This is a genomic window from Streptomyces yokosukanensis, assembly GCF_001514035.1.
In the GTDB taxonomy this organism is placed as follows: domain Bacteria; phylum Actinomycetota; class Actinomycetes; order Streptomycetales; family Streptomycetaceae; genus Streptomyces; species Streptomyces yokosukanensis.
Map to the genome: position 1 here is coordinate 277808 of NZ_KQ948208.1, position 25573 is coordinate 303380.

General features: G+C 72.5%; 27 protein-coding genes. 20 read left to right on the top strand and 7 right to left on the bottom strand.

Features of this window, described 5'->3' with window-relative positions; genetic code table 11:
• Positions 1-29 precede the first annotated feature (29 nt).
• From AQI95_RS07885 to AQI95_RS07910, 6 genes are all read left to right on the top strand, one after another.
• On the top strand, positions 30-1460 hold the full coding sequence (locus tag AQI95_RS07885) for an NAD(P)H-hydrate dehydratase (RefSeq protein ID WP_079071123.1): 1431 nt from the start codon (positions 30-32) through the stop codon (positions 1458-1460).
• Positions 1461-1630: 170 nt separating this feature from the next.
• On the top strand, positions 1631-2536 hold the full coding sequence (locus AQI95_RS07890) for a L,D-transpeptidase family protein (protein ID WP_067119502.1): 906 nt from the start codon (positions 1631-1633) through the stop codon (positions 2534-2536).
• Positions 2537-2582: 46 nt separating this feature from the next.
• Positions 2583-3752, top strand: a complete 1170-nt coding sequence (gene alr, locus AQI95_RS07895) for an alanine racemase (protein ID WP_067119505.1) — start codon at positions 2583-2585, stop codon at positions 3750-3752.
• 133 nt (positions 3753-3885) lie between these two features.
• Positions 3886-5148 (top strand): alpha/beta fold hydrolase, encoded by a 1263-nt coding sequence (locus tag AQI95_RS07900; protein ID WP_067119508.1) that lies wholly within the window; start codon positions 3886-3888, stop codon positions 5146-5148.
• Positions 5111-5656, top strand: a complete 546-nt coding sequence (gene tsaE / locus AQI95_RS07905; RefSeq protein ID WP_067119510.1) for a tRNA (adenosine(37)-N6)-threonylcarbamoyltransferase complex ATPase subunit type 1 TsaE — start codon at positions 5111-5113, stop codon at positions 5654-5656. Before AQI95_RS07900 ends, tsaE begins: the two co-directional genes overlap by 38 nt.
• 127 nt (positions 5657-5783) lie before the next feature.
• Entirely contained in the window at positions 5784-5987 is a 204-nt protein-coding gene (locus AQI95_RS07910; protein WP_107121572.1) for a hypothetical protein, read from the top strand.
• Between the two features lie 39 nt (positions 5988-6026).
• Here the strand turns inward: AQI95_RS07910 and AQI95_RS07915 are convergent, their stop codons facing one another.
• On the bottom strand, positions 6027-6584 hold the full coding sequence (locus AQI95_RS07915; RefSeq protein ID WP_067119517.1) for a hypothetical protein: 558 nt from the start codon (positions 6582-6584) through the stop codon (positions 6027-6029).
• A 137-nt stretch (positions 6585-6721) separates the two neighbouring features.
• On the opposite strand from AQI95_RS07915, the gene tsaB reads away from it, so the two are divergent.
• From tsaB to AQI95_RS07935, 4 genes are read left to right on the top strand one after another with little or no spacing between them, the layout of a single operon-like run.
• On the top strand, positions 6722-7378 hold the full coding sequence (gene tsaB, locus AQI95_RS07920; RefSeq protein WP_067119519.1) for a tRNA (adenosine(37)-N6)-threonylcarbamoyltransferase complex dimerization subunit type 1 TsaB: 657 nt from the start codon (positions 6722-6724) through the stop codon (positions 7376-7378).
• Positions 7379-7395: 17 nt separating this feature from the next.
• On the top strand, positions 7396-7863 hold the full coding sequence (rimI, locus tag AQI95_RS07925) for a ribosomal protein S18-alanine N-acetyltransferase (RefSeq protein WP_067120394.1): 468 nt from the start codon (positions 7396-7398) through the stop codon (positions 7861-7863).
• Positions 7856-8962: a tRNA (adenosine(37)-N6)-threonylcarbamoyltransferase complex transferase subunit TsaD gene (tsaD, locus tag AQI95_RS07930; protein ID WP_067119522.1), complete on the top strand. Its 1107-nt coding sequence runs from the start codon at positions 7856-7858 to the stop codon at positions 8960-8962. The genes rimI and tsaD overlap by 8 nt, the downstream gene beginning before the upstream one ends.
• Positions 8959-9216: a hypothetical protein gene (locus AQI95_RS07935; protein WP_067119525.1), complete on the top strand. Its 258-nt coding sequence runs from the start codon at positions 8959-8961 to the stop codon at positions 9214-9216. Before tsaD ends, AQI95_RS07935 begins: the two co-directional genes overlap by 4 nt.
• Before the next feature lie 214 nt (positions 9217-9430).
• Here the strand turns inward: AQI95_RS07935 and AQI95_RS07945 are convergent, their stop codons facing one another.
• Positions 9431-10282, bottom strand: coding sequence for a COG4705 family protein (locus AQI95_RS07945; protein ID WP_107121573.1), 852 nt, complete (start codon positions 10280-10282; stop codon positions 9431-9433).
• 220 nt (positions 10283-10502) lie between these two features.
• Between AQI95_RS07945 and AQI95_RS07950 the strand changes: the two genes are divergently transcribed.
• The 3 genes from AQI95_RS07950 (at position 10503) to AQI95_RS07960 (ending at position 13372) form a co-directional block, all read left to right on the top strand.
• The gene (locus AQI95_RS07950) at positions 10503-11570 is read left to right on the top strand and encodes an LCP family protein (RefSeq protein WP_208614101.1); all 1068 of its coding nucleotides are present in this window, start codon (positions 10503-10505) and stop codon (positions 11568-11570) included.
• A gap of 113 nt (positions 11571-11683) precedes the next feature.
• The gene (locus AQI95_RS07955) at positions 11684-12040 is read left to right on the top strand and encodes a YciI family protein (protein WP_067119528.1); all 357 of its coding nucleotides are present in this window, start codon (positions 11684-11686) and stop codon (positions 12038-12040) included.
• Between the two features lie 45 nt (positions 12041-12085).
• Positions 12086-13372, top strand: a complete 1287-nt coding sequence (locus AQI95_RS07960; protein ID WP_067119531.1) for an RNA polymerase sigma factor — start codon at positions 12086-12088, stop codon at positions 13370-13372.
• Here the strand turns inward: AQI95_RS07960 and AQI95_RS07965 are convergent.
• Positions 13369-14586, bottom strand: coding sequence for a class I SAM-dependent methyltransferase (locus AQI95_RS07965; protein ID WP_067120400.1), 1218 nt, complete (start codon positions 14584-14586; stop codon positions 13369-13371). The genes AQI95_RS07960 and AQI95_RS07965 overlap by 4 nt on opposite strands.
• A gap of 91 nt (positions 14587-14677) precedes the next feature.
• On the opposite strand from AQI95_RS07965, the gene AQI95_RS07970 reads away from it, so the two are divergent.
• The 4 genes from AQI95_RS07970 to groL all read left to right on the top strand — a co-directional run bounded on the left by AQI95_RS07970 (position 14678) and on the right by groL (position 18792).
• On the top strand, positions 14678-15598 hold the full coding sequence (locus tag AQI95_RS07970; RefSeq protein WP_079071125.1) for a polysaccharide deacetylase family protein: 921 nt from the start codon (positions 14678-14680) through the stop codon (positions 15596-15598).
• Positions 15599-15663: 65 nt separating this feature from the next.
• Positions 15664-16464, top strand: a complete 801-nt coding sequence (locus tag AQI95_RS07975) for a polysaccharide deacetylase family protein (protein ID WP_067120402.1) — start codon at positions 15664-15666, stop codon at positions 16462-16464.
• Between the two features lie 270 nt (positions 16465-16734).
• Positions 16735-17043 carry a co-chaperone GroES gene (groES, locus tag AQI95_RS07980; RefSeq protein WP_067119538.1) on the top strand — a complete coding sequence of 103 codons (309 nt, stop codon included), beginning with the start codon at positions 16735-16737 and terminating at the stop codon, positions 17041-17043.
• 123 nt (positions 17044-17166) lie between these two features.
• Complete coding sequence (groL, locus tag AQI95_RS07985) at positions 17167-18792, top strand: chaperonin GroEL (RefSeq protein ID WP_067119541.1); 1626 nt, start codon at positions 17167-17169, stop codon at positions 18790-18792.
• A 65-nt stretch (positions 18793-18857) separates the two neighbouring features.
• Here the strand turns inward: groL and AQI95_RS07990 are convergent, their stop codons facing one another.
• From AQI95_RS07990 to AQI95_RS08000, 3 genes are all read right to left on the bottom strand, one after another.
• Positions 18858-19565, bottom strand: coding sequence for an ester cyclase (locus AQI95_RS07990; RefSeq protein ID WP_067119544.1), 708 nt, complete (start codon positions 19563-19565; stop codon positions 18858-18860).
• 223 nt (positions 19566-19788) lie between these two features.
• On the bottom strand, positions 19789-20562 hold the full coding sequence (locus tag AQI95_RS07995; RefSeq protein WP_067119547.1) for an SDR family NAD(P)-dependent oxidoreductase: 774 nt from the start codon (positions 20560-20562) through the stop codon (positions 19789-19791).
• Positions 20563-20636: 74 nt separating this feature from the next.
• Positions 20637-21305, bottom strand: coding sequence for an MOSC domain-containing protein (locus AQI95_RS08000; RefSeq protein WP_067120404.1), 669 nt, complete (start codon positions 21303-21305; stop codon positions 20637-20639).
• Between the two features lie 79 nt (positions 21306-21384).
• Between AQI95_RS08000 and AQI95_RS08005 the strand changes: the two genes are divergently transcribed.
• On the top strand, positions 21385-22284 hold the full coding sequence (locus AQI95_RS08005; RefSeq protein WP_067119549.1) for a LysR family transcriptional regulator: 900 nt from the start codon (positions 21385-21387) through the stop codon (positions 22282-22284).
• 222 nt (positions 22285-22506) lie between these two features.
• Here AQI95_RS08005 and AQI95_RS08010 read toward each other — a convergent pair whose 3' ends face one another.
• Positions 22507-22836: a WhiB family transcriptional regulator gene (locus AQI95_RS08010; protein ID WP_067119555.1), complete on the bottom strand. Its 330-nt coding sequence runs from the start codon at positions 22834-22836 to the stop codon at positions 22507-22509.
• 380 nt (positions 22837-23216) lie between these two features.
• On the opposite strand from AQI95_RS08010, the gene AQI95_RS08015 reads away from it, so the two are divergent.
• Together AQI95_RS08015 and AQI95_RS08020 are read left to right on the top strand one after the other, a co-directional pair.
• A complete protein-coding gene (locus AQI95_RS08015; protein WP_003948568.1) occupies positions 23217-23828 on the top strand; it encodes a response regulator transcription factor in 612 nt (203 codons plus the stop codon).
• Positions 23829-24912: 1084 nt separating this feature from the next.
• A complete protein-coding gene (locus tag AQI95_RS08020) occupies positions 24913-25500 on the top strand; it encodes a sigma-70 family RNA polymerase sigma factor (RefSeq protein WP_067119558.1) in 588 nt (195 codons plus the stop codon).
• The last annotated feature ends 73 nt before the right edge of the window (positions 25501-25573 follow it).

Consider the following 25573-nt stretch of genomic DNA (forward strand, 5'->3'; position numbering starts at 1 on the left):
GGCGGGGGTCGCGGGGCAGACTCGGTGCCATGCGGAGTGCGTACAGCGTGGAGACGGTGCGGGCGGCCGAACGGGCCCTGATGGCACGGCTGCCGGAGGGCGCGCTGATGCAGCGGGCCGCCGCGGGGCTGGCCGCGGCCTGCGCCGAGTTGCTCGGCCGGGTGTACGGCAGTCGGGTGGTGCTGCTCGTCGGGAGCGGGGACAACGGCGGAGACGCGCTGTACGCGGGGGCGCGGCTGGCCCGGCGCGGCGCCGGGGTCACCGCCGTACTGCTCTCGCCCGAGCGGGCGCACGGCGGCGGGCTGGACGCGCTGCTGCGGGCGGGCGGCAGGGCCGCCCCGGCCGACCGCGCCGAGGAACTCGTGGAGCGGGCCGACCTCGTCGTGGACGGGATCGTCGGGATCGGCGGCAAGGGCGGGCTGCGGCCCGAGGCCGAGGCCCTGGCCCGGGCCGTCCGGCACACCCGTGCCGCCGTGGTGGCCGTGGACCTGCCCAGCGGGGTCGAGGCCGACACCGGGGAGGTGCGAGGAGCCGCGGTCCGGGCCGACCTCACCGTCACCTTCGGCACCTACAAGCCCGGCCTGCTGATCGATCCCGCGCGGGAGTACGCCGGGGTGGTACGGCTCGTCGACATCGGTCTCGAACTGCCCGTAGAGGGCGAGCTGCAGGCCCTGCAACACGCCGACGTGGCCCAGCTGTTGCCGGTGCCGGCCGCGGAGAGCGACAAGTACCGGCGCGGGGTCGTGGGCATCGCCGCCGGATCCGCGCGCTATCCGGGCGCCGCCGTGCTCGCCGTCTCCGGGGCGCTGCGCGGCGGGGCGGGGGCCGTACGGTACGTCGGGCCCGCGGGGGAGGCGGTCGTCGCCCGCTTCCCGGAGACGCTCGTGTCCGATCTGGGGCCGGCGAAGGCGGGGCGCGTACAGGCCTGGGTGGTCGGGCCGGGCGCCGGGGACGACGCGGCGACCGTGGCCGAGGTGCTGGCGACGGACGTGCCCGTGCTCCTCGACGCGGACGGGCTGCGGCTGGCCGAACGGGACGCGGTGCGCGGGCGTACGGCGCCGACGCTGATGACCCCTCACGCGGGGGAGGCCGCCGCGCTGCTCGGGGTACGGCGGGAGGAGGTCGAACGGGCCCGGCTCGCCGCGGTGCGGGAGCTGGCGGCGGTGTACCGGGCGACGGTGCTGCTGAAGGGGTCCACGACGCTGGTCGCCGACGCGGCGGGCGGGGCCGTGCGGGTCAACCCCACGGGGACGTCCTGGCTGGCCACGGCGGGAAGCGGGGACGTGCTCTCGGGGCTCGCGGGATCCCTGCTGGCCGCGGGCCTGTCCGCGCGGGACGCGGGCAGCGCGGCGGCGTACCTCCACGGCCTGGCGGGCCGCTTCGCGGCGGACGGGGCACCGGCGGGGGCGCACGACGTGGCGGCGCTGATTCCCGAGGCGTGGAGGGACGTTCGGGCCTGAGTGCTTTGTGGGGGCCGGTGCGATGGCTGGGCGGGGCTGCACCAGCCACGACGGCGCAGCGGACGAACGAAGAGCCGTTCCGGCCCCCTGGGGGCAACCGCCTCCACCCCTCGGGTGACCCACCCGCGCGGCGCCGCTGATCCGGCGGAGCCACACGTTTGGCTGATTGCATGATCAGTAGACGAATCGTGTTCCGAGGCGTCGCCGTACTGCTCGCCACCGTGACCGCCCTCCCCGCGACCGCCCACGCGGTGCCCCGGGCCCCCGCGCCCCCCGCCCCGGCCCCGGCCCCCGCCCCCGACCTCGACCTGGTCCCCGGCGTCCCCCTCGGGCCCGACCAGCCCTGGCAGATCGACACGCCCGACCAGGCGCTGCCGCCGGAGGTGTACACCCCGACCGCGCAGGAGGACGCCGTGGAGCCGAGGGACGCGGCGCCGGGGGCGTACGACCTCATCGAGTACGTGCCGCTCGCCGACGCCGTCGCCAAGGTGAGCTGCAGCAAGCAGGCCGGGCCCTATCAGCGGCAGGTGGAGCGCTGGCTGAAGCTGAAGGCCGACGGGAAGCAGTCCACCGCCGACTGCGAGGCGATCCGCGCCTTCCAGGTCAAGCACAAGATCAAGCCCGCCATCGGGTTCGCCGGCCCCGTCACCTGGTCGTCCATGATGCTCATCTCGGCGAGGAAGAACCCGAACGCCGCCAAGAAGTGCCCCGTCCGCTCGTACAAGGTCGCCTGCGTCGATCTGGACCGTCAGCTCACCTGGGTGCAGGAGGACTCCGATGTGGTGTTCGGGCCGGTGCCCATGCGCAGCGGACGCACGGGCCACCTCACGCGCAAGGGCTGGCACAAGGTCTACTGGCGGCACAAGAACCATGTGTCGACCCTCTACAACGAGCCCATGCCGTACGCCCAGTTCTTCGACGGCGGCGAGGCCTTCCACGCCGTCTACGGCAGCATCTACACCACGATCGGCTCCTGGGGCTGTGTCAATCTGAAGCTCGGTGACGCGCGCAAGCTGTGGGACGTGCTGAAGAAGGGCGACCGCGTCTATGTGTGGGGGCGGCGGCCGGGTACCTGAGACGGTGACCGGGGCCCGGGGGGCCCTCTGAGAGACTGGGGGCGCGATGAGTGAGACTGCGACTGTGCCGACCACCCCCGCGCGCGCCCGTGCCGAGATCGACCTGGGCGCCCTGCGGGCCAATGTGCGTGCTCTGTGTGCCCGGACGTCCGGCGCTGCCGTGATGGCCGTCGTCAAGTCCGACGGCTACGGCCACGGGGCCGTGCCGTGCGCCCGCGCCGCCCTCGCGGCGGGCGCGACCTGGCTCGGCACGGCCACGCCCGAGGAGGCCCTCGCGCTGCGCGCGGCCGGGCTGCCGGGCCGGATCCTGTGCTGGCTGTGGGTGCCGGGCGGCCCCTGGCGGCAGGCGATCGAGGCCGACCTCGACGTGTCCCTGAGCGGGATGTGGGCCCTGCGCGAGGTCGCCCTGGCAGCCCGCGAGGCCGGGCGCACCGCGCGCGTGCAGCTCAAGGCCGACACCGGGCTCGGCCGGGGCGGCTGCCAACCGGGCCCGGACTGGGCCGAGCTGGTGGACGCGGCCCTGCGCGCCGAGGCCGAGGGGCTGGTCCGGATCACCGGCCTGTGGTCGCACTTCGCGTGCGCCGACGAACCCGGGCATCCCTCCATCGCCGCTCAGACGACCCGGTTCCGGGAGATGGTGGCCTACGCCGAGGATCGGGGCGTACGCCCCGAGGTGCGGCACATCGCCAACTCGCCCGCCGCGCTCACCCTTCCCGAGACCCACTTCGACCTCGTCCGTACGGGCATCGCCGTGTACGGCGTCTCGCCGAGCCCGGAGCTGGGCCTGCCGGCCGACTTCGGGCTGCGTCCGGTGATGACGCTCAGCGCCTCGCTGGCCCTGGTCAAGCATGTTCCGGGCGGGCACGGCGTCAGCTACGGCCACCACTACGTCACGCCCGGCGCGACCACCCTCGGCCTGGTGCCGGTCGGTTACGCGGACGGCATCCCCCGGCACGCCTCCGGCACCGGTCCCGTGCTGGTCGACGGCAAGTGGCGCACGGTCGCCGGGCGGGTCGCCATGGACCAGTTCGTGGTGGACCTCGGTGGGGACGAGCCCGAGGTGGGCAGCGAGGCCGTGCTGTTCGGGCCCGGCGACCGCGGTGAGCCCACCGCCGAGGACTGGGCGCAGGCCTGCGGCACGATCGCCTACGAAATCGTCACACGCATCGGCACCCGGGTTCCTCGCGTCTATGTGAACGGGGAAGAACTCGGGTAGCTGTGCGAGAGCGACCGGGGTCACCCTGTAACACCAGTCACACCGGCGCCCTCGGCACCCGTCCTACCGGCACCATCGGATTCATCCGTATCACCACCCAGGCGAACTGCAGTACGGCGGAGAGGAGCGGTACGTGAGCGAGAGCAGTGCGGAGGCCGTGGCGGACGTCGTCGCCTCGGCGGCCGCCGCCTCCGCCGCGGGGGCGGCCGGGAGCTGGCGCAGGGCGACCGGCATCGCCGGTGCCGCGATAGGCGTGCTCGCCGCGGGCGCGGCGGCCGGTGTCGCCATAGAGCGGATGACGGTGGGCCGCGGGATGCGCCGCAAGGCCCGGCTGGCGCTGGACTCGGCGGGCCCCTACGGCACCCTGCGCGGCACCCCGGGCAAGGCGTACGCCGACGACGGCGCCGAGCTGTACTACGAGGTCGACGAGGTCGAGCCCGACCTCGGCCCGAACGTCTCCCCGCGCAGGCGAAGGCTGTTCGGCCGCAAGGCTCCCGCCCCGGTCACCGTCGTCTTCAGCCACGGCTACTGCCTCAACCAGGACTCCTGGCACTTCCAGCGGGCGGCCCTGCGCGGGGTCGTGCGGACCGTGCACTGGGACCAGCGCAGCCACGGCCGGTCCGGGCGGGGCACGGCCCAGAGCCGGGACCGGGCGCCGGTCACCATCGACCGGCTCGGCCGCGATCTGAAGGCCGTCCTCGACACCGCCGTGCCGGACGGGCCGATCGTGCTGGTCGGGCACTCGATGGGCGGCATGACCATGATGGCCCTCGCCGCCCAGTACCCCGAGCTGATCCGGGACCGGGTCGTCGCCACCGCCTTCGTCGGCACGTCGTCCGGGCGGCTCGGCGAGGTCGATTTCGGGCTGCCGCTCGTCGGCGTCAACGCGGTGCGCCGGATCCTGCCCGGAGTGCTGAAGGCGCTCGGACAGCAGGCGGAGCTGGTCGAGAAGGGCCGCCGGGCCACCGCCGATCTGTTCGCCGGGATCATCAAGCGGTACTCGTTCGCCGGGCGGGACGTCGACCCGGCCGTCGAGCGGTTCGCCGAGCGGATGATCGAGTCCACGCCGATCGACGTGGTCGCCGAGTTCTACCCGGCCTTCACCGACCACGACAAGACCGAGGCGCTCGCCTCCTTCCGCCCGATGCCGGTGCTCGTGCTGGCCGGCGTCCAGGACCTGGTCACGCCCAGCGAGCACAGCGAGGTCATCGCCGACCTGCTGCCCGACGCCGAGCTGGTCCTCGTTCCGGACGCCGGGCACCTCGTGATGCTGGAACACCCGGAAGTGGTCACCGACCGTCTCGCCGACCTGCTCACCCGCGCGGGCGCGGTGCCCGCAGGGGCTACGGTTATGGGCTATGGAAGCACCAGCAGCAGCACCGCGGAACCCCGCTGAGACCCGGCTGACGATCACCTCGCCCGAGCAGATGCGGGAGCTGGGCCGCAGGCTGGCCAAGCTGCTGCGCGCGGGCGATCTGGTGATGCTCAGCGGTGAGCTGGGCGCCGGCAAGACCACGCTGACCCGCGGGCTCGGCGAGGGCCTCGGCGTGCGCGGCGCGGTCACCTCGCCGACCTTCGTGATCGCCCGGGTGCACCCCTCCCTCGGCGGCGGCGCGCCCCTGGTGCACGTCGACGCCTACCGGCTCGGCGGCGGCCTGGACGAGATGGAGGACCTGGACCTCGATGTCTCGCTGCCCGACTCGGTGGTCGTCGTGGAGTGGGGCGAGGGCAAGGTCGAGGAGCTGACCGAGGACCGCCTCCAGGTCGTCATCCACCGCGCCGTCGGTACCGCGGCCCCGGGGGACACCCCCGAACACCCGGGCGCCGACGAGGTGCGGCAGGTGACGCTGACCGGGCTGGGCGGGCGCTGGGCCGAGGCCGGCCTGGAGACGCTCACCGCCTGACCGGCATCAGGATTCCGACAGGCCGTCGGCAAGATATTGCGCCGGACGTCCCGGGCGTGGTCACATGGTATCCAGCCCGTGGTTAGGTGTGCCTAACTACGCCGCCCCCGCACCTCAGGAGGCGTCCATGACCGATTCCCGCCCCACGGAAGAGTCCCGGCCCGCGGTGTCCGCCGGGGTGTCCGTACGCGACCTGCTCGCGGCATGCGCGGCGGCGGAGACGATCTCCAGGCCCCCGCAGCCCCCCGAGCGCCCGGCGGGGGCGCGAGCGGCCACCGTGGCCCCGCAGACGGCCGACGACCCGCCGCGGCACCCCCGGGCAGCCGCTTGACGGCCCCCGAGCCGCCGTCCAACGCCCCCGAGCCGCCGCCTAACGGATGACGAACACCCGCACCCCGATCGTCGCGAACTCCCACATCGCCTCCCCGTCGGCCCGCGTCTCCCGGATCCCCCCGGTCCGCGCGTCCGGTTCGGCCACGGGGCCGGGCGCCGTGCTCACCGCCGCGCTGAAGCCGATCGCCACCCCGTCCACCTCGGTGAACCGCACGACGTGCTCGACGGGGGTGCCGTCGGTGCCGGTGACCGCGCTGGAGCGGGAATGGACCCAGTACGTGCCGGGCACCGGATCCACGCTGCCCGGGTCGACCCGGTAGGTGCGCTCCACCTGGTCGGTGCGGTCGACCAGCCAGACCCGGTCGTCGTCCAGCGAGTACACGACCCGTTCACCCGTGCCGGACGCGCTCGGCAGCGCCGTCGAGTGGTGGTCGCGCGGGGCGCCGCCGGCGGTCGTCGAGGGGGACGCGCTCGCGGCGGTCGTGCCGGCCAGGCTCGCCGGTACGGTCGCGCGGGCCTGGTAGCCGAGGAAGCCGACGGCGCCGAGGGCAGCCACGGCGAGGCCGGCCACGATCCCCGAGCTGGTCCCTGCCACCCGCGCTCACCTCCGCCTCGCGCCATATGTCGTACTTCGTACAGACCGTAGCAGTCGGTGACCGTCCGCCCCGGACGGCGATGCGGGCGTACGTCGGGATTTCCGACACAGGCCCCACGGCGCCGTAGGCTGTTCGCGTGCTCTTGCTCGCTCTGGATACCGCAACACCCGCCGTCACCGTCGCGCTGCACGACGGCACGGACGTCATCGCCTCGTCGAGCCAGGTGGACGCGCGCCGGCACGGAGAGCTGCTGCTGCCGGCCGTGGACCGTGTGCTCACCGAGGCCGGGCTCGGACTGGACGCCGTCACCGCCATCGTCGTCGGCACCGGGCCCGGCCCCTACACGGGCCTGCGCGTCGGCCTCATGACCGCCGACACCTTCGGCCTCGCGCTCGGCGTCCCGGTGCACGGCCTGTGCACGCTGGACGGCCTCGCCTACGCCGCCGACATCGAGAAGGGCCCCTTCGTCGTGGCGACCGACGCCCGGCGCAAGGAGGTCTACTGGGCGCGGTACGCCGACTCCCGCACCCGGCTGACCGACCCCGCCGTGGACCGGCCGGCCGACATCGCCGAGCAGGTCGCGGACCTGCCGGCGGTCGGCGCGGGCGCGCTGCTCTACCCGGACACGTTCCCGCGCGTCCACGAACCCGAGCACGTCTCCGCCGCCGCGCTCGCCTCGCTGGCCGCCGAGAGACTCGCGGCCGGCGAGCAGCTGCCGGCGCCCCGGCCGCTGTATCTGCGCCGACCGGACGCCCAGGTCCCCAAGAACTACAAGGTGGTCACCCCGAAGTGACCGTGCGACTGCGCGAGATGCGCTGGTGGGACATCGACCGGGTCCTTGAGCTGGAGAAGGACCTGTTCCCCGAGGACGCCTGGTCGCGGGGCATGTTCTGGTCCGAACTGGCCCACGCCAGGGGCCCCGAGGCGACCCGCCGCTACCTGGTCGCCGAGGGGGAGGAACGGATCGTGGGGTACGCGGGCCTCGCCTCCTCCGGCGACCAGGCCGACGTGCAGACCATCGCCGTGGCCCGTGGCCACCAGGGCACCGGCCTCGGCGGGCGGCTGCTCACCGAGCTGCTGCGCGCGGCGACCGCGTTCGAGTGCCACGAGGTGCTGCTGGAGTGCCGGGTCGACAACATCCCCGCCCAGAAGCTCTACGAGCGCTACGGCTTCGAGCCCATCGGCTTCCGGCGCGGCTACTACCAGCCGGGCAATGTGGACGCCCTGGTGATGCGCCTGACCACCGACCAAGCAACCGAAGAGAAGAATCATGGCTGACTCACGCGACGAGCCTCTCGTACTCGGCATCGAGACCTCCTGCGACGAGACCGGGGTCGGCATCGTCCACGGCACGACCCTGCTGGCGGACGCCGTCGCCTCCAGCGTCGACGAACACGCCCGCTTCGGCGGCGTCGTCCCGGAGGTCGCCTCCCGCGCCCACCTGGAGGCGATGGTCCCCACCATCGACCGCGCGCTGAAGGAGGCGGGCGTCAGCGCGAAGGACCTCGACGGCATCGCGGTCACCGCGGGCCCCGGCCTGGCCGGTGCCCTGCTCGTCGGCGTCTCGGCGGCCAAGGCCTACGCCTACGCCCTCGGCAAGCCCCTGTACGGCGTCAACCACCTGGCCTCGCACATCTGTGTCGACCAGCTGGAGCACGGCCCGCTGCCCGAGCCGACGATGGCCCTGCTGGTGAGCGGCGGCCACAGCTCGCTCCTGCTCTCCGCGGACATCACCTCCGACGTCCGCCCGTTGGGCTCGACCATCGACGACGCGGCCGGCGAGGCCTTCGACAAGATCGCCCGGGTGCTGAACCTGGGCTTCCCCGGCGGCCCGGTCATCGACCGGTACGCCCGCGAGGGCGACCCCGCGGCGATCACCTTCCCGCGCGGCCTGACCGGCCCGCGCGACCCCGCCTACGACTTCTCCTTCTCCGGTCTGAAGACGGCCGTGGCCCGCTGGATCGAGGCCAGGCGCGCGGCCGGCGAGGAGGTCCCGGTCCGCGACGTGGCCGCGTCCTTCCAGGAGGCCGTCGTCGACGTCCTCACCCGCAAGGCCGTCCGCGCCTGCAAGGACGAGGGCGTCGACCACCTGATGATCGGCGGCGGTGTCGCGGCCAACTCCCGGCTGCGCGCCCTGGCGCAGGAGCGCTGCGAGGCGGCCGGCATCCGCCTGCGCGTCCCGCGCCCCAAGCTGTGCACGGACAACGGCGCGATGGTGGCCGCGCTGGGCGCCGAGATGGTCGCCCGCAATCGGTCCGCCTCCAGCTGGGACCTGTCGGCCGACTCCTCGCTGCCGGTGACGGACCCGCATGTCCCGGGCCGCACCCACGACCACGACCATGTGCACGAGGTCAGCAAGGAGAACCTCTACTCGTGACCGTCGCGCTGATGTGGGAGGCCCGAGCCGCCGACGGGCGGGGCGCGGAGCTGCTCGCCTGGGTGCGGGCGCAGGCGCCGGTCGGGGAGCCGTTGCGGCGCGAGACCTTCCGTGCGCCGCAGGACCGGGTGCTGGTCATCACCTGGTGGGACGCGCCGTACGACGCCGAGCTGCCTGAACTGCCCGAACCCTGCCCGGAGTTGGTGATCCGGGCCGTGCATCGCTGGCGGTTCGAGTCGGTGGCGGACCACTGAGGTTGAGGAGTCCGGCCCGACTGGGCTATGATCATCACACAGCGAACGGCAGGGACCCGAAAGGGAAAACCGGCCCGGACGCAGTGCGTTGGTGGTCCAAGGAAAGACGTCCCGCTTCCTGCGGGGAGATGCAGGTGCAAGGCCTGCCCGGCGCTCCACATGAAGCCCGCCCCGGTTCTCCGGGGCGGGCTTCGTCGTCGTCCGAGGAGTGTCGCTATCGGCGACCGGCCCGCTGCGGCCGGACCGCCTCCGTCGCCTCGGCTCCCGCGAACTCCGCGGCCGTGGAGCGCCGTTCCCTGACGTGCGCGTACGCCATCAGTCCGAACAGCGCCGCGAGCAGCACCGCCGAGGAGCCGATCGTCCCGAGGTCCAGGCCGCCCTTGGCGACCGGCTTGGTCAGGAAGTCGCCGGCCGTGGCGCCGAGCGGGCGGGTCAGCACGAACGCGATCCAGAAGAGGAGCACGTTCGGCACGGCCGGGACCTGCATCAGGGCGACCAGGACGAGCAGCACACCGGTCACCAGGGCCGCGCCGCCCAGGTAGCCGAGCCCCGAGCTGTCGGAGAGGAAGTCGCCCATCGAGGTGCCGAGGGTGTTGGAGACCAGGATCGCCGACCAGAACAGGGCCTCGCCGCGGAAGGTGACGATCTCGGTGATCTGGAAGGTCATCCCGCTCAGCTTCCAGCCGAGGAAGATCAGCAGCAGGAGGGAGATCAGGATCGCGGCGCCCTCCGGATAGCCGAGACCGAGGCCCTGCGGGCCCCAGCCGAGCGAAGTCGCCCCGTTCGAGAGGTACTTGGTGCTCGCGTCCCGGTTCATGAAGTCGGACATGGTGGTGCCGGCCATCGAGGTCGACAGGATCACCGTCCAGTAGAAGAACGGGTTGTAGCGCCGGGAGCGCAGTTGGATCACCAGTGTCACCACGAAGAGCGCGAACAGGGCGATCGTGGTGAGGAAGTAGCCGAGCCGGAGGGTCTGGGCGAACAGGTCGCCCGCGGTCTCGCCCAGGGTCGTCGCCGCGATCTTCATGATCCAGAAGGCGAGGGTGACCTCGGGCAGTTTCTTCATGACGGATTTCGTCGTCGAAGGCGTCGTCGTCAAGGGTGCTCCTGTGGGGGGAGTCGCGTTCTGCCCGACCCTTCCAGGGGCAACCTGAACGCTTCCTGAACACACGCCGCGCGGGTATTGCCTTTTCGCCCAGGTGTACTGCGGTGAGAATTTCCGAAGAAAGCCGACTCCGCCCCCTTGCGCTAACAGTCCCCTAATAATTCGGACTTACGTTCCTGCCGTGACGCGACACGAGGAGCACCACGAGGAGCAGGGCGACGCGGGCGGACGGCTGGGCCGGCGGTCGGGAGCGCTGAAGATCGTCGGCCTCACCCTGGCGGGCGCCCTGGTGCTGGGCTCGGCCGCCGTGGGCTGGGTGTACTGGCACCTCGACCACAACATCAAAAGCGTCGACATCAACAGCGCGCTCGGCGACGACCGGCCCGCCCCGGCGATGACCACCCCGTCCCCGGCCGACTCGGTCTCCGCCTCCCCGCTGCCCACCGGGTCCCTGAACATCCTGGTCCTCGGCTCGGACTCGCGCAGCGGCAAGGCGAACAAGGAACTGGGCGGCGGCGACAGCTCCGGTGCCCGCTCGGACACGGCGATGGTCGTGCACATCGACGCGGGCCGGACGAAGGCCACCGTCGTCAGCATCCCGCGCGACACCCTCGTCACCCGCCCGTCCTGCCCGCTCGCCTCGGGCGGCTCCACGGCGGTGGCGTACGGCACGATGTTCAACAGCGCCTATGCGCTGGGCGGTCCGGTCTGCGCGGTGAAGACCGTCGAGTCGATCACGAACGTCCGCATGGACCACTACATCGAGATCGACTTCTCCGGCTTCGCCAAGCTGGTCGACGCGCTCGGCGGGGTCGACGTCACCACCACGCAGGACATCGACGACGACAAGAGTCATCTGCGTCTGGCGGCCGGCGCCCATCACCTCGACGGCACGCAGGCCCTCGCGCTCGCCCGCACCCGGCACGGCATAGGCGACGGCAGCGACCTCGGCCGCATAGGGCTGCAGCAGACACTCGTGAAGGCCCTGCTGGAGCAGATGGCCGGCATCAAGCTGCTCACCGACCCGGCCAGGCTGTACCGGGTCGCCGACGCCGCCACGGCCGGCCTCACCACCGACACCGGCCTGGACTCCCTGACCGAGCTGATGCGGCTCGGGCAGAGCCTGAAGGGCCTGACCGCAGGCCGGGTGAGGACGGTGATGATGCCGGTCGTCACCGCGCCCTCCGACCCCAACCGGGTGATCGCGCAGGAGCCGGCGGCGAGCGATCTGTGGGCGTCCCTGCGCTGACCGGAACATTCTCGCGGAAATGTTTCGCGAGGGTGTCGATCCCGGTGCCTCCCGTTCGACGCACGGGGTGAGCGGACGGGGAACGGCCCCGCCGCCCGACCGAAGGAGTCACCATGCCCCGCTACCTGTCGATCGTGCACATCGACGAGTCCTCCGCCCCCGCCGAAGGCCCCAGCGAGGAGCTGATGCAGCGGATGGGCCGGCTGATCGAGGAGGTCACCAAGGCCGGCGTGATGCTCGACACCGCCGGGCTGACGCCGTCCGTGCAGGGCACCACGGTGCGCTGGCAGGGCGGCAAGGTCTCCGTCACCGACGGGCCGTTCACCGAGTCCAAGGAGGTCATCGGCGGCTACGCGATCATGCAGTGCAAGGACAAGGCCGAGGCGCTGGAGTGGACCAAGCGCTTCCTCCAGGTCCACGAGGACTACTGGACCGTGAGCTGCGAGGTCCGCGAGATCGCCGAGGGCTGAGTGTTCGCTGGCCCTGCGGCCCCCGGGGGTGTTGCATGGTGGGCTGTGGAAGCACAGCCCACCCCAGCCCGCCCCGGGGCCCCGGACTCCGCCGCGGCACACGCCATCGAGACCGTCTTCCGCCTGGAGTCCCCCCGGGTCGTCGCGGGTGTCGCCCGGATCGTCCGGGACATCGGCATCGCCGAGGAACTGGCCCAGGACGCGCTGGTCGCCGCCCTGGAGCGGTGGCCGCGCGACGGCGTGCCCGACAACCCCGGCGCCTGGCTCATGGCCGCGGCCCGGCACCGTGCCGTCGATCTGGTCCGGCGCCGCGAGACCTACGCCCGCAAGCTCGCCGAGATCGGCCGCGACCTGGAGACCACGGCCGCGCCCGAGGTGCCGGCCGACCCGGACGACATCGACGACGACCTGCTCCGGCTCGTCTTCACCACCTGCCACCCGGTGCTGTCCGCCGAGGCCCGCACCGCGCTCACGCTGCGCCTGCTCGGCGGTCTGACCACGGCCGAGATCGCCCGCGCCCACCTCGTCCCGGAGTCGACGATCGCCCAGCGCGTCGTGCGCGCCAAGCGCACCCTGGCGAGGAGGAACGTCGCCTTCGAGGTGCCCTGCGGCCCCGAGCGCGAGGCCCGCCTCGGCTCCGTCCTGGACGTCATCTACCTGATCTTCAACGAGGGGTACGCGGCCACCACCGGCGACGACCTGCTGCGCCCCGGCCTGTGCGAGGACGCGCTGCGCCTGGCCCGCGTCCTGTCCGCGCTGATGCCCAAGGAGGCGGAGGTGCACGGCCTGACCGCGCTGCTGGAGTTCCAGGCGTCCCGTACCGCCGTCCGCACCGGCCCCGACGGCGGGCCCGTCCTCCTCAAGGACCAGAACCGCCGCCGCTGGAACCGCATGCTCATCGCACGTGGCGTCCGCGCCCTGGAGCGCGCCGAGGCCACGGCGACCGGCGCCCCGGGCCCGTACGCCCTCCAGGCGGCCATCGCCGCGTGCCACGCACACGCCTACACGTACGAGGAGACCGACTGGCGGGCCATCGCCACCCTGTACGGCCTGCTGGCCGCCCGTGCCCCGTCGCCGGTGGTCGAGCTGAACCGCGCGGTCGCCGTGTCCATGGCCGACGGCCCGGCCGAGGCGCTGCGGCTGGTGGACGCCCTGGCCGCCGAGCCCGCCCTGCGCGAGTACCACCTGCTGCCCAGCGTCCGCGGCGACCTGCTGTCCCGCCTCGGCCGCCCGGCGGAGGCACGCGCGGAGTTCGAACGGGCGGCCGCCCTGGCCGGCAACGAGAAGGAACGCGCACTCCTGCGCCGCCGGGCCGAGGAGCTGCCCGGCTAGGCGGGCCGTCCGACGAGCATCGTGGGTGCCCCGGCGACCCGGGTGAGGAACACCGTCGCCGCGTTCGGCCCCTGTGGCTTGACCTTCTTGCGCAGCTCCTCGGGCTCGACCGCCGAGCCGCGCTTCTTCACGGTCAGTGTGCCGACCCCGCGCTCCCGCAGCAGGGCCTTCAACTTCTTCACGTTGAAGGGGAGTTGGTCGGTGATCTCGTAGGCGGAGGTGTACGGGGTGGGCCGTAGGGCGTCGGCGGTGACGTACGCGATGGTGGGGTCGATCAGCCCGCCGCCGACCTCCTCGGCCACCTCGGCGACCAGATGGGCGCGGATGACGGCGCCGTCGGGCTCGTACAGGTACCGCCCGACGGGCCGGGCCGGGGGATCGGGCAGCTTCCGGCCGAGGAGCGTGCGCGGGCCGGGCAGCAGCGTGGCGCGTACGGCGCCCGGCGTCCCGGTCCCGAACCAGAGCACCGCCTCCTTCACGTCCCCGCCGTCCGAGATCCACTCGGCCTCGGCGTCGGCGGGCACGACCTCGTGCGGAATGCCGGGCGCCACCTTCAGCGCGGCGTGCGGTGCCCTGCGGGCGGCCTCGACCGCCCAGGACAGCGGTGGCGAGTAGGCCTCCGGGTCGAAGATCCGCCCGCCCGCCGCCCGGCCGCCACCCCTCGCCGACGCGCTCCGCGCGGCCCCTCCCGCTCGCCCGCCCCGCCGGGCCGGGTCCACGAAGACCCCGTCGTACCCGGCCGTGTCCACCTCCGTGACGTCCGCCTCCCGCACCTCGATCAGCCCGCCCAGCCCCAGCGCCTCGGCGTTCGCCCGTGCCACGGCCGCCGTCGCCGGATCCCGGTCCACCGCGAGCACCCGGATGCCCGCACGGGCGAGCGCGATCGCGTCCCCGCCGATCCCGCAGCACAGGTCGGCCACCGACGTCACGCCGAGGCTCCCCAGCCGCTCGGCGCGGTAGGTCGCCACGGTGGTCCGCGTCGACTGCTCGACCCCGTTCGGCGTGAAGAACATCCGCCCCGCGTCCGCCGCCCCGAACTTCGCCGCCGCCCGTTGCCGCAGCCGGGCCTGGCCCAGCGCGGCCGACACCAGCTCGGCGGGGTGGTCGCGGCGCAGCCGGGTGGCGACGGCGAGTTCGTCCGCCGGCGCGGTGTCGCGGACCTCGTCGAGGAGGGCGCGGCCTTCGGGGGTGAGGAGCAGAGCGAGGTCGTTCACCGGGACATTGTGAGCCAGTCGGTGGATCGTGCGCCTTCCGGCGGCGCTGTCGGCCCGGCGGCCGGGCACGGGGCTGGGAGGATCCGGCACCATGCGAGCAGTCGTACAAAACGATCAAAACGATAAAAGATCGTCCCGTTTCGGGCGTCTGATGCGCGGCTGCGGAGCCGTCGCGCTGGCCTCCGCGGCCCTCCTCTCCGGCTGCGCCGGCCCCTCCGTGACCCGCCCCGCACCCGCACCCGGCCATGGCGGCCCCGTCCGGCCCCTGAGCCCGCAGGCCGCCGAACACGCCCGCCTGGTCGCCGCCGCCAAGCGCTGGGGACTGGCCCAGGTGCCGCTGACGCCCCCGCCGCCGCCCGAGGAGAAACCGAGGATCGCCACCCGGTACGGCTTCGAGGTGGAGCACCAGCAGAAGAACTGGGACCTGCCCCCGGTCTTCACCACCGTCCCCACCCTGCAGAAGATCGTCTTCCTGACGATCGACGACGGCTCGGAGAAGGACCCCAGGTTCCTGCAGATGATGCAGGAGCTGAAGATCCCGTACACCGCCTTCCTCAGCAACTACCTGGTCGAGGACGACTACAGCTACTTCGCCGAGATGCAGGCCCAGGGGCACACCCTCAACAACCACACCCTGCACCACCCCTATCTGCCGGGCCTGTCCTACGAGGGGCAGCGGACCGAGATCTGCGGCATGCAGGACATCATGGAGCAGCAGTTCGGCACGCGCCCGACGGTCTTCCGCCCGCCCTACGGCAACTACAACGAGGACACCCTGCGCGCCGCCAAGTCCTGCGGCATCAAGTACGCGCCGATCTGGAACGAGGAGGTCTACGTCGACCACTGGGAGTTCCGCGAGGACGACCAGCGCATCCGCCGCGGCGACATCGTCCTCACCCACTTCCGCGGTCGCTCCGACTGGAACGGCACGATGATCGACGACATGCGCCGCTTCCTGGACAAGGTCACGCGCGAGGGCTTCGCCGTGGCCCGCCTGGAGGACTACCTGTGAGGCCGGGGAGGAGCCCGCGGGCGCGGCGCGCGGGGTCCGGTCGCGGGCGGCGCCCGTGCCGCTCCCTGGCCGGGCTCCTCGCCTCGGCCCTCCTCCTCACCGGCTGCGCCCAGTCCGTCGACCCCATCGAGCGCCTCGGCAAGAAGGCCGCCGAGGGCGTACGCCCGCACGGCCCCACCCCCGACCAGAGCTACCGCCGCTGGGGCCTGACCGAGCCCCTCGCCCGCCCGCCCCGGCCCGCCGCCCGTGCCCTGGCCCTCGCCCCGCAGACCGCGGGCCGCGCCCTGCCCCGCGTCGTCGACCACGTCCCCACCCGCGACCGGGTCGTCTTCCTCACCTACGACGACGGCGCCGAGAAGGACCCCCGGTTCGTCGACATGGTCCGCGAACTGCGGCTGCCGGTCAGCGTGTTCCTCACCGACACCGCCGCCGGCCCCGACTACGGCCACTTCGCCCGCCTGCGCGAACTCGGCGCCGGCATCCAGAACCACACCCTCGACCACCGCGTGCTGGCCGGACTGCCGTACGCCGGACAGCGCGCCGAGATCTGCGGCCAGCAGGCCAGACTCCGATCCCGGCTCGGCGCGCGCCCCCGCCTCTTCCGCCCGCCGTACGCCTCGTACGACACCACCACCCTGCGCGCGGCGGCCGACTGCGGCATCTCCGCCCTCGTCCTGTGGCGGGCCGCGATGACCCCCACCGACCTCGTCTACCCCCACGGCAAGCACCACCTGCGCCCCGGCGACATCATCCTGGTCGGCCCGGACGAGACGACGGGGGTGCCCTTGCAGCAGCGCACGACCCTGGTGCTCCGCAGGGTGCAGCAGCGGGGGCTGACGGTGGGGAGACTCGAGGACTACCTGTAGTGCCCGATCCGGTGCCGGCCCCCGGCGACAGCGGGACGGCGCCGAGCGCCAAAAGGAGCCCCGCGCCGGCGGACTTCGGCCGACGCGCCGGACGGCATTGGCACTCCGCTTGACCGAGTGCTAATCGCGGTCATAGTCTCGGCTCTGGCACTCCCCAAGTGAGAGTGCCAAAAAAGCGACGGGCAGGTCCGGCACCCGCGACGACGGATCCACCTGGTCGCCACCTCAGACAGTTAACCCCGTGAGATCTCCGAAGGGGGAGGTCGGATCGTGACGACCACCAGCTCCAAGGTTGCCATCAAGCCGCTCGAGGACCGCATCGTGGTCCAGCCGCTCGACGCCGAGCAGACCACGGCCTCTGGCCTGGTCATCCCGGACACCGCGAAGGAGAAGCCCCAGGAGGGCGCCGTCCTCGCCGTGGGCCCGGGTCGCTTCGAGAACGGCGAGCGTCTTCCGCTCGACGTCAAGGTCGGCGACGTCGTCCTGTACAGCAAGTACGGCGGCACCGAGGTGAAGTACAACAACGAGGAGTACCTCGTCCTCTCGGCTCGCGACGTGCTCGCGATCATCGAGAAGTAGTCACCTCGAGCAAAGCATTGCTCTTGAGCTGCGCCCCTGGCCCCCGCGACCGATAACGAAGCCGGGCGCCCGGGGCGCAGTTGTCTTGTCACCCATCAGATTTCCGAGAGGGCTCCCGCTGTCATGGCGAAGATCCTGAAGTTCGACGAGGACGCCCGTCGCGCCCTCGAGCGCGGCGTCAACAAGCTGGCCGACACGGTGAAGGTGACGATCGGCCCCCGGGGCCGCAACGTCGTCATCGACAAGAAGTTCGGCGCCCCCACCATCACCAACGACGGTGTCACGATCGCCCGTGAGGTCGAGATCGAGGACCCGTACGAGAACCTCGGCGCGCAGCTGGTGAAGGAGGTGGCGACCAAGACCAACGACATCGCGGGTGACGGCACCACCACCGCCACCGTGCTCGCCCAGGCGCTGGTGCGCGAGGGCCTGCGGAACGTCGCCGCCGGCGCCTCCCCGGCCGCCCTGAAGAAGGGCATCGACGCCGCCGTCGCCGCCGTCTCCGCGGAACTGCTCGCGACGGCCCGGCCGATCGACGAGAAGTCCGACATCGCCGCCGTCGCCGCGCTGTCCGCCCAGGACCAGCAGGTCGGCGAGCTGATCGCCGAGGCGATGGACAAGGTCGGCAAGGACGGTGTCATCACCGTCGAGGAGTCCAACACCTTCGGTCTGGAGCTGGACTTCACCGAGGGCATGGCCTTCGACAAGGGCTACCTGTCGCCGTACTTCGTGACGGACCAGGAGCGCATGGAGGCCGTCCTGGAGGACCCGTACATCCTCATCAACCAGGGCAAGATCTCCTCCATCCAGGACATGCTGCCGCTGCTGGAGAAGGTCATCCAGGCCGGCTCCTCCAAGCCGCTGCTGATCATCGCCGAGGACGTCGAGGGCGAGGCCCTGTCGACCCTGGTGGTCAACAAGATCCGCGGCACCTTCAACGCCGTCGCGGTGAAGGCCCCGGGCTTCGGTGACCGCCGCAAGGCGATGCTGCAGGACATGGCGATCCTCACCGGCGCCACGGTCATCTCCGAGGAGGTCGGCCTCAAGCTCGACCAGGCCGGTCTGGACGTGCTGGGCTCCGCCCGCCGGGTGACCATCACCAAGGACGACACCACCATCGTCGACGGTGCCGGCAACACCGAGGACGTCCACGGCCGTGTCGCCCAGATCAAGGCCGAGATCGAGAACACCGACTCCGACTGGGACCGCGAGAAGCTCCAGGAGCGCCTCGCGAAGCTGGCCGGCGGCGTGTGCGTGATCAAGGTCGGCGCCGCCACCGAGGTGGAGCTGAAGGAGAAGAAGCACCGTCTGGAGGACGCCATCTCCGCGACCCGCGCCGCGGTCGAGGAGGGCATCGTCTCCGGTGGTGGCTCCGCCCTGGTGCACGCCTCCAAGGTCCTCGAGGGCAACCTCGACAAGACCGGCGACGAGGCCACCGGTGTCGCCGTGGTCCGCAACGCGGTCGTCGAGCCGCTGCGCTGGATCGGCGAGAACGCCGGCCAGGAGGGCTACGTCATCGTCTCCAAGGTCAAGGACCTGGAGAAGGGGCAGGGCTACAACGCCGCCACCGGCGAGTACGGCGACCTGGTCAAGGCCGGCGTCATCGACCCGGTGAAGGTCACCCGCTCCGCCCTGGAGAACGCCGCCTCCATCGCCTCCCTGCTGCTCACGACCGAGACCCTGGTCGTCGAGAAGAAGGAAGAGGAAGAGCCGGCCGCCGCGGGCCACGGCCACGGCCACGCCCACTGACGCAGGTCGGTGAGTCGTAGCGAAGGCCCGGCACCCCGGTAGGGGGTGCCGGGCCTTCGCCCTGTCTACTGCTCCAACTCGTCCAGCGCCCCGAGCTGTTGCATCAGCCCGAGCTGGTCGTCCTGCCACCAGATCTCGGCGATCTTGCCGTTCTCGGTGAACCGGAAGAGCGTCATTCCGGTCATGGTGACCTGCCTGCCGGTGGGCGGGATGCCGAGGAAGTCGCCATGGTGCGTGGCGTTCCAGGTCCACCGCGCGCAGGCCCGGCCGCCCTGGGTGAGCACGTCTTCGACGGTGAACCCGAAGTCGAAGGCGGCACGCCACATCCGGTACTCGGCGCGGGTGCTGTCCAGCCCGATGACGTCCTGCGGGCTGATCGGATCGTGGCTGTGGACGTCCTCGTCCAACAGGTCGTTGAGCGGTGCGAGCTCGCCCGGAGCCGCCAGCGCCGCGAAGAACCGCCGTACGGTCGCCTCGGCCGGCCGCTCGTCGCGTACGACGTCCAGATCGAGGAACGTCGGCGTCTCGTCGCACAGGGCGACCATCCCCCGAAAGATCCTGTCGGTCTCCGGGAGGTTCGAGTTCCGCATCGCCTCCTCGTAGGACGGGAACTCCACGACTTCGACGATGTGCGACGCGTCCGACCGGTCCTTGCCGACCAGCGCATGCGTCGCCGTCCGCTTCCCCTTGGTCTGTTCGACCCATGTGTCCATCAGCCGGTTCATCGCGTCGAACTGGCTGGTCCTGCACTCGATGAGCTGCACAAACGTCATGGCTGCCTCCGGCCCCCCTGGGTCCGGTCGAACGGCCCCATTGTCCCACCGGGCCCCGAAGCCCTCGTGCTGCTGCGCCGTCATCGGGCCGTGCGCCGGCGGGGGAGGCGGTCGCCGTCCGCCCGGGGCCGGCCGACGAGGGCGGCGGCGGACACGTCACCGGCCGATGCGGCGCACAGGGAACCGCGAGCGTCCCCGTGCGGCGCCGAGCGGCTCACCGGCCCTACCGGGGCCCGTACTTCCGCCCCGTGCGGGAGGAGATCCCGCCCATCAGCCCCCGCGGGGTGACCTTCACGAGGCCCATCAGCGCCTTGTAGCGGGGGTCGGGGATGGACAGGGACTTGCCGCGGGCCAGGTCGGACAGGGCCGACGCGACCAGTTTGTCGGCGTCCAGCCACATCCAGCCGGGGATGTTGTCCGTGCCCATCCCGGCCCGCTGGTGGAACTCGGTGCGCACGAAACCGGGGCACAGGGCCATCAGCCGTACACCGCTGTCGGCCAGGTCCTTGGCCGCGCCCTGGGTGAACTGCACGACCCACGCCTTGGAGGCGCCGTAGGTGCCCCGGGGGACGAAGGCCGCGACCGAGGCGACGTTGACGACGCCGCCCCGGCCCCGCTCCCGCATCGCCTCCGTCGCCGCCGAGGTCAGCCGGAGCACCGCCTCGCAGTGCACCTTGAGCATCCGCAGCTCGTCGGCCATGGGCACATCGAGATAGCGGCCCTTGTTGCCGAAGCCGGCGTTGTTGACCAGCAGGTCGACCGGGTTCTTCCGGTCGCCGAGGCGGTCGGCGACCGTCTCGATGCCCTTGTCCTCGGACAGATCGGCGGTCAGCACCTCCACCTCGATGCCGTGCCGGTCGTGCAGTTCGGTCGCCTGTTCGCGCAGTCGCCCGGTGTCCCGCGCCACCAGGACGAGGTCGTGCCCGTCAGCCGCCAGCCGCCGCGCGAACGCGGCACCGATCCCCGCGGTCGATCCCGTAATCAGAGCCGTTGTCATGGCCCAAGGGTAGTGACCCGGAGCGAGCGCGTCCGCTGCCCGTGGGGCGGTGCGGCGGATCGGCCGACGGGCTCTCAGTCCTTCGGCCGGGCCGTGTACTTGCGCGCCGCCGCCAGTGTCTCCGCGTCCAGCGCCTCGCCCGCGGCGAGCAGGCTCGGCAGCAGCTCCCGCTCGGCGGTGACGGCACGGAACTGCATCGCCACCGTCACCCCGTGGCCCGGCCGGTGCACGACCTCGATCGGGTCGCCCGCCCGCACCTGGCCCGGTTCGATCACCCGGAGGTAGGCACCCGTTGCGCCCTTCTGCGTGAATCGCTTGACCCAGCCGCGCTCGCCCAAATGGCCCTGGAACGTGCGACACGGGATCCGGCCCGAGGTCACCTCCAGAACCACCTCGTCGCCGATCCGCCAGCGCTCGCCGATCAGCGCCCCGGAGAGGTCCAGGCCGTCCGTCGTCAGGTTCTCCCCGAAGCAGCCGTTGGTCAGCGATCGGCCCGTCTCGCGCTCCCAGTCGTCGAGGTCCTCGCGCGCATAGGCGTACACCGCCTGGTCGTCCCCGCCGTGGTGCCGCAGGTCGCACACCGTGTCACCCACGAGCCCGCTCGCGCCCTCGCCCTTGGGACCCGGCGCGATCACCCGCACCGGTCCGTCGGTCGGCTTCTTGTCGATGCCTGTCACGCCCTGCGGCTGATCCGTGTACGACACCGGCTGGGGGCGGCCCAGATTGACCGAGAGAAGCTTCATGTCCGCACGGTACGGCACCTGTCTCAAAGCGTCGAGCGAATATCGCGCGGCACCTCCAAGACGGTCTTATACTCAAGAGGTGATCGAGGCTCGTCATCTCCGTGTCCTGCGCGCCGTCGCCACCACCGGTTCCTTCTCGGCGGCGGGGCGCGAACTGGGCTGCACCCAGCCCGCCGTGAGCCAGCAGATGAAGGCCCTGGAGACCTCGGTCGGCACCCCGCTGCTGGTCCGCAACGGCCGCGAGATGCGGCTGACCCAGGCCGGGGAAGCCCTGGTCAGGCATGCCTCCGGCATCCTCGCCGGGCTCACCGCGGCCGAGGAGGAGGTCGCCGCGATCGCGGGCCTGCGCGCCGGCCGGGTCCGGCTGGTCTCCTTCCCCAGCGGCAGCTCCACCCTGGTCCCCACCGCCCTGGCCGCCCTGCGCGCCGCCCATCCCGGCACCCGCGTCTCCCTGGAGGAGGCCGAGCCCCCGAAGTCCGTGGAGCTGCTGCGCGAGGGCGACTGCGACCTGGCCCTCGCCTTCCGCTACGAAGGCGCGGCGGTCGCCGAGGAGTGGGACGACCTGGTCGTACGGCCTCTGCTGACGGACCGTCTGGTCGCCCTGGTGCCCGAGCGGCACCGACTCGCGCGCGCGGAGGCCGTCGCCATCGACGAGTTGGCCCAGGAGCCCTGGATCGCGGGCTGCCCGCGCTGCCGCGGCCAGCTGGTCGAGGTGTGCGAAGGGGCGGGTTTCACCCCGCGCATCGACTTCGCCACGGACGACTACCCGGCGGTGGTCGGCCTGGTCGGCGCGGGCCTGGGAGTCGCCGTGCTGCCGCAGCTGGCAGTGGAGTCGGTACGGCCCAGGGGCGTGCGCACGGTACGGCTGGAACCGGCGGTGCGCCGTCAGATCGTCGCCCTCACCCTGCCCGACCTGGCACAGGTCCCGGCCGTGGCGGCGACGCTGGAGCAACTGGCCCGCGCGACCGGCCGCGCCTAGGACCCGCGGCCCGGCGGGATCCGAAGGGGAAGTGCCGGCGGGCGGCACCGGGGGCGGCTCGCCTCGTGACACGGTGGATCGCACGCCCCGCAGGGGCGCGGCGGCAAAGGCGAGGGCACGCACGCGGCGTGGCGGCGTGCCCTGTTGGAGGGAGCGCGAGCGCACCCGGCGCGCCGGGAAGTGCAGAAACGTTCCTTCTTGATGATGTCGGAGCGGTGTCCCTCAGTGGTCCGGGGCGGTGTCCGCGCCGGCGGCCGAGGCCGTCACCAGGCGGTTGCGCGCACGCCCCATCAGCTCCTCACGCTCGTCCTCGGTCAGGCCGCCCCACACGCCGTACGGCTCGCGTACCGCCAGCGCGTGCGCCGCGCACTCCGCGCGGACAGGGCACCTCATGCAGACCTCCTTGGCCGAGTTCTCGCGAGCGCTCCGAGCCGCCCCGCGCTCGCCCTCGGGGTGGAAGAAGAGCGAGCTGTCCACACCGCGGCAGGCAGCCAGCAGCTGCCAGTCCCACAGGTCCGCGTTCGGTCCGGGAAGGCGGGAGAAATCTGCCATTACGTGACCCCTTGTAGCCGTTCTGAGCGGATACGGTGCCATCGACCGTACATCTCCGGTCTAAGGAGATGAAAATATGACTCATTGGCAATCTAGCCTCGGACACCACAAAACGGGAAGAAAAGCGGCCAAATGGGGCATAGTTGTGATGAAAAGTTGAGGGTCTGTCGGCCATGTCTGCACCGTGTCGAGACCCTCACGTAGAGTGCCGAAGACGGCATGTAGCCCCGTAACTCTTTCGAGTGACCGTCGTTGAGAGTGCGGAGGCGGTTGAAAACACAAGCGCTCGGGCAGGCGTCCGAGACGGTCGACCGCACAGGTGACGATTCCGTACCAGCCTGGAGGCTCAAGGTGACGCGCATCAGCTGCGGAGGGCGGTCATGACATCCGTCCTCGTCTGCGACGACTCCCCGCTTGCCCGAGAGGCGCTGCGCCGCGCGGTCGCGACCGTGCCCGGCGTCGAGCGTGTGACGACGGCGGCCAACGGCGAGGAAGTCCTCCGCCGCTGGGGCGCCGATCGCTCCGACCTCATCCTGATGGACGTGCGCATGCCCGGCCTGGGCGGTGTGGAGACCGTGCGTCGGCTGCTGTCCGCCGACCCCGGCGCGCGCATCATCATGCTCACCGTCGCCGAGGACCTCGACGGTGTCGCCCTCGCGGTCGCCGCCGGCGCCCGGGGCTACCTGCACAAGGACGCCTCGCGCGCGGAGCTGCGCGCCACGGTGACGCAGGCCCTCGCCGACCCGACCTGGCGGCTGGCGCCGCGTCGGCTCCGCTCGGCCGAGATGGGCGCCGCGCCCACGCTCACCGCGCGCGAGATCCAGGTCCTGGAGGGCATGAGCCACGGCCGCTCCAATGCCGAGATCGGCCGCGAGCTGTTCCTCTCCGAGGACACCGTCAAGACGCACGCGCGGCGCCTGTTCAAGAAGCTCGGCGCCTCGGACCGGGCCCACGCGGTGGCGCTCGGCTTCCGCTGGGGACTGGTCCGGTAGGCGGTGCGCAGCCCTGCGGGGCCGGCGGGACCGACCACCACCGGGCATCTCGGGCGGAGCCGGACGGGTGTCCGCCTCCCCCGGCAGCAGCAGGGCGCCCCACCGGCGCCCGAACCGCCGACGGCACGGGACCCGGCACGCCCCACGGGAGCGTCCGGGCCGGCTGCCGTCCCGAACCACGACCCGCTTGCGGCACGGCGCCGGTCCCCGGACCCGGGGCCCGGCCGGGCTGGGGCTCGGCCGGACTCGGGTGCTGGTGTGCGGGCTGTGCGGGCCGTAGGCGCGCGTCCCACGCCCCCAGGGGCGCGTCGACGTGCCCCGGCCTCCGTGGCGGCGTCTCGACGCGCCCTGGCCCTCGTGGCGGCGTGTCGATGTGCCGCGGCCGCGTGTCGACGTGCTCCATCCGTACGTGCGGTGGGTGAAGGTGCCGTCGCGCGGCGGGCGACGGCACCCGCGCGCGGGCGGATGCGACGCCCCGCGGCTCCCGGAGCGCGTCGGCGCATCCCGGTCGTCGTACGCGCGGTTGTGCGCGCGGTGGTCGTACGCGGCCCGGTGCTCCGGGTCTCGGATCGCCGCGCCCCGGTCCGTCCGCGGAGGCGGTGGCCTGTGGGTCCCGCCGTGTGCCCGGCAGCGGGGGAGCGTCCCTCTGGTGCGTCCTCGTCGTCCGTGGAGGCGGCCGTGACGCGTCTGCGAGGGGTGGACCCGGTCACATTCGCGGAGGCGCCCGGCAGGCCGGCGGCCCGGTGGCCGCTCGTGTGCGGGCACGGAGATCCACTTGCCGAACACCCGTGGTCGACGCCGCGCGGCGAGCGCCGGGGCGTACTCGGGAGGGCTGTTCACGCCCCCGGCGGACGACGTGGTCGGGCGCCTCGGCGGGCGGCGTGCAAGACGGCCCGCCGGGCGCGCGACGCTCGTTTCGGCGCGGATGCCGCATCCTTGAGGTGTGGAGTCTCTCGGGGACGAGTCGGTCGAGGTGAAGGGGAGGGCGCAGGGGATGAGTGTCGGCGCGCCTGCTCATAACGCTTCGGTGCACAACCACGAGCACAGTGCGACGGACCGGACGGCCGCAAGGCACGATGGACCGATGCGCGACGACGAGGCGGGCACTGCCCAGGGGGCGATCGGTGCGCTCGTGCATCGCGCTGTCGACGGGGACGAGCAGGCCACTCACGATCTGCTCGCTCATGTCCACCCGTTGGCGCTGCGCTACTGCCGCACCCGGCTGTCCCGGCTCCCCGGCGACGCACGCCACTTCGTGGAGGACCTGGCCCAGGAGGTCTGCGTGGCCGTCCTCCTCGCCCTGCCCCGCTACCGTGACACCGGCCGCCCCTTCGAGGCGTTCGTCTTCGCCATCGCCTCCCACAAGGTCGCCGATCTGCAGCGCGCCGCGATGCGCCATCCCGGATCCACGGCGGTGCCGTCCGACGAGATGCCCGAACGCCCGGACGACTCCCTCGGCCCAGAGGAGCGCGCCCTGCTCAGCAGCGACGCCGAGTGGGCCAAGAAGCTGCTCGCCAACCTCCCCGAGAACCAGCGCGAACTGCTCCTGCTGCGCATCGCCGTGGGCTTGACCGCGGAGGAGACGGGGCAGATGTTGGGAATGTCACCCGGCGCGGTCCGGGTCGCCCAGCACCGAGCCCTGAGCCGTCTCCGGGCGCTGGCCGAGCAGTAACCCCCTTGAGCGGAGCCCGCGCTGCTCCCTTCGTCGAACGGCCAGGCTTCCGCATCCGTACGAACATACGAAG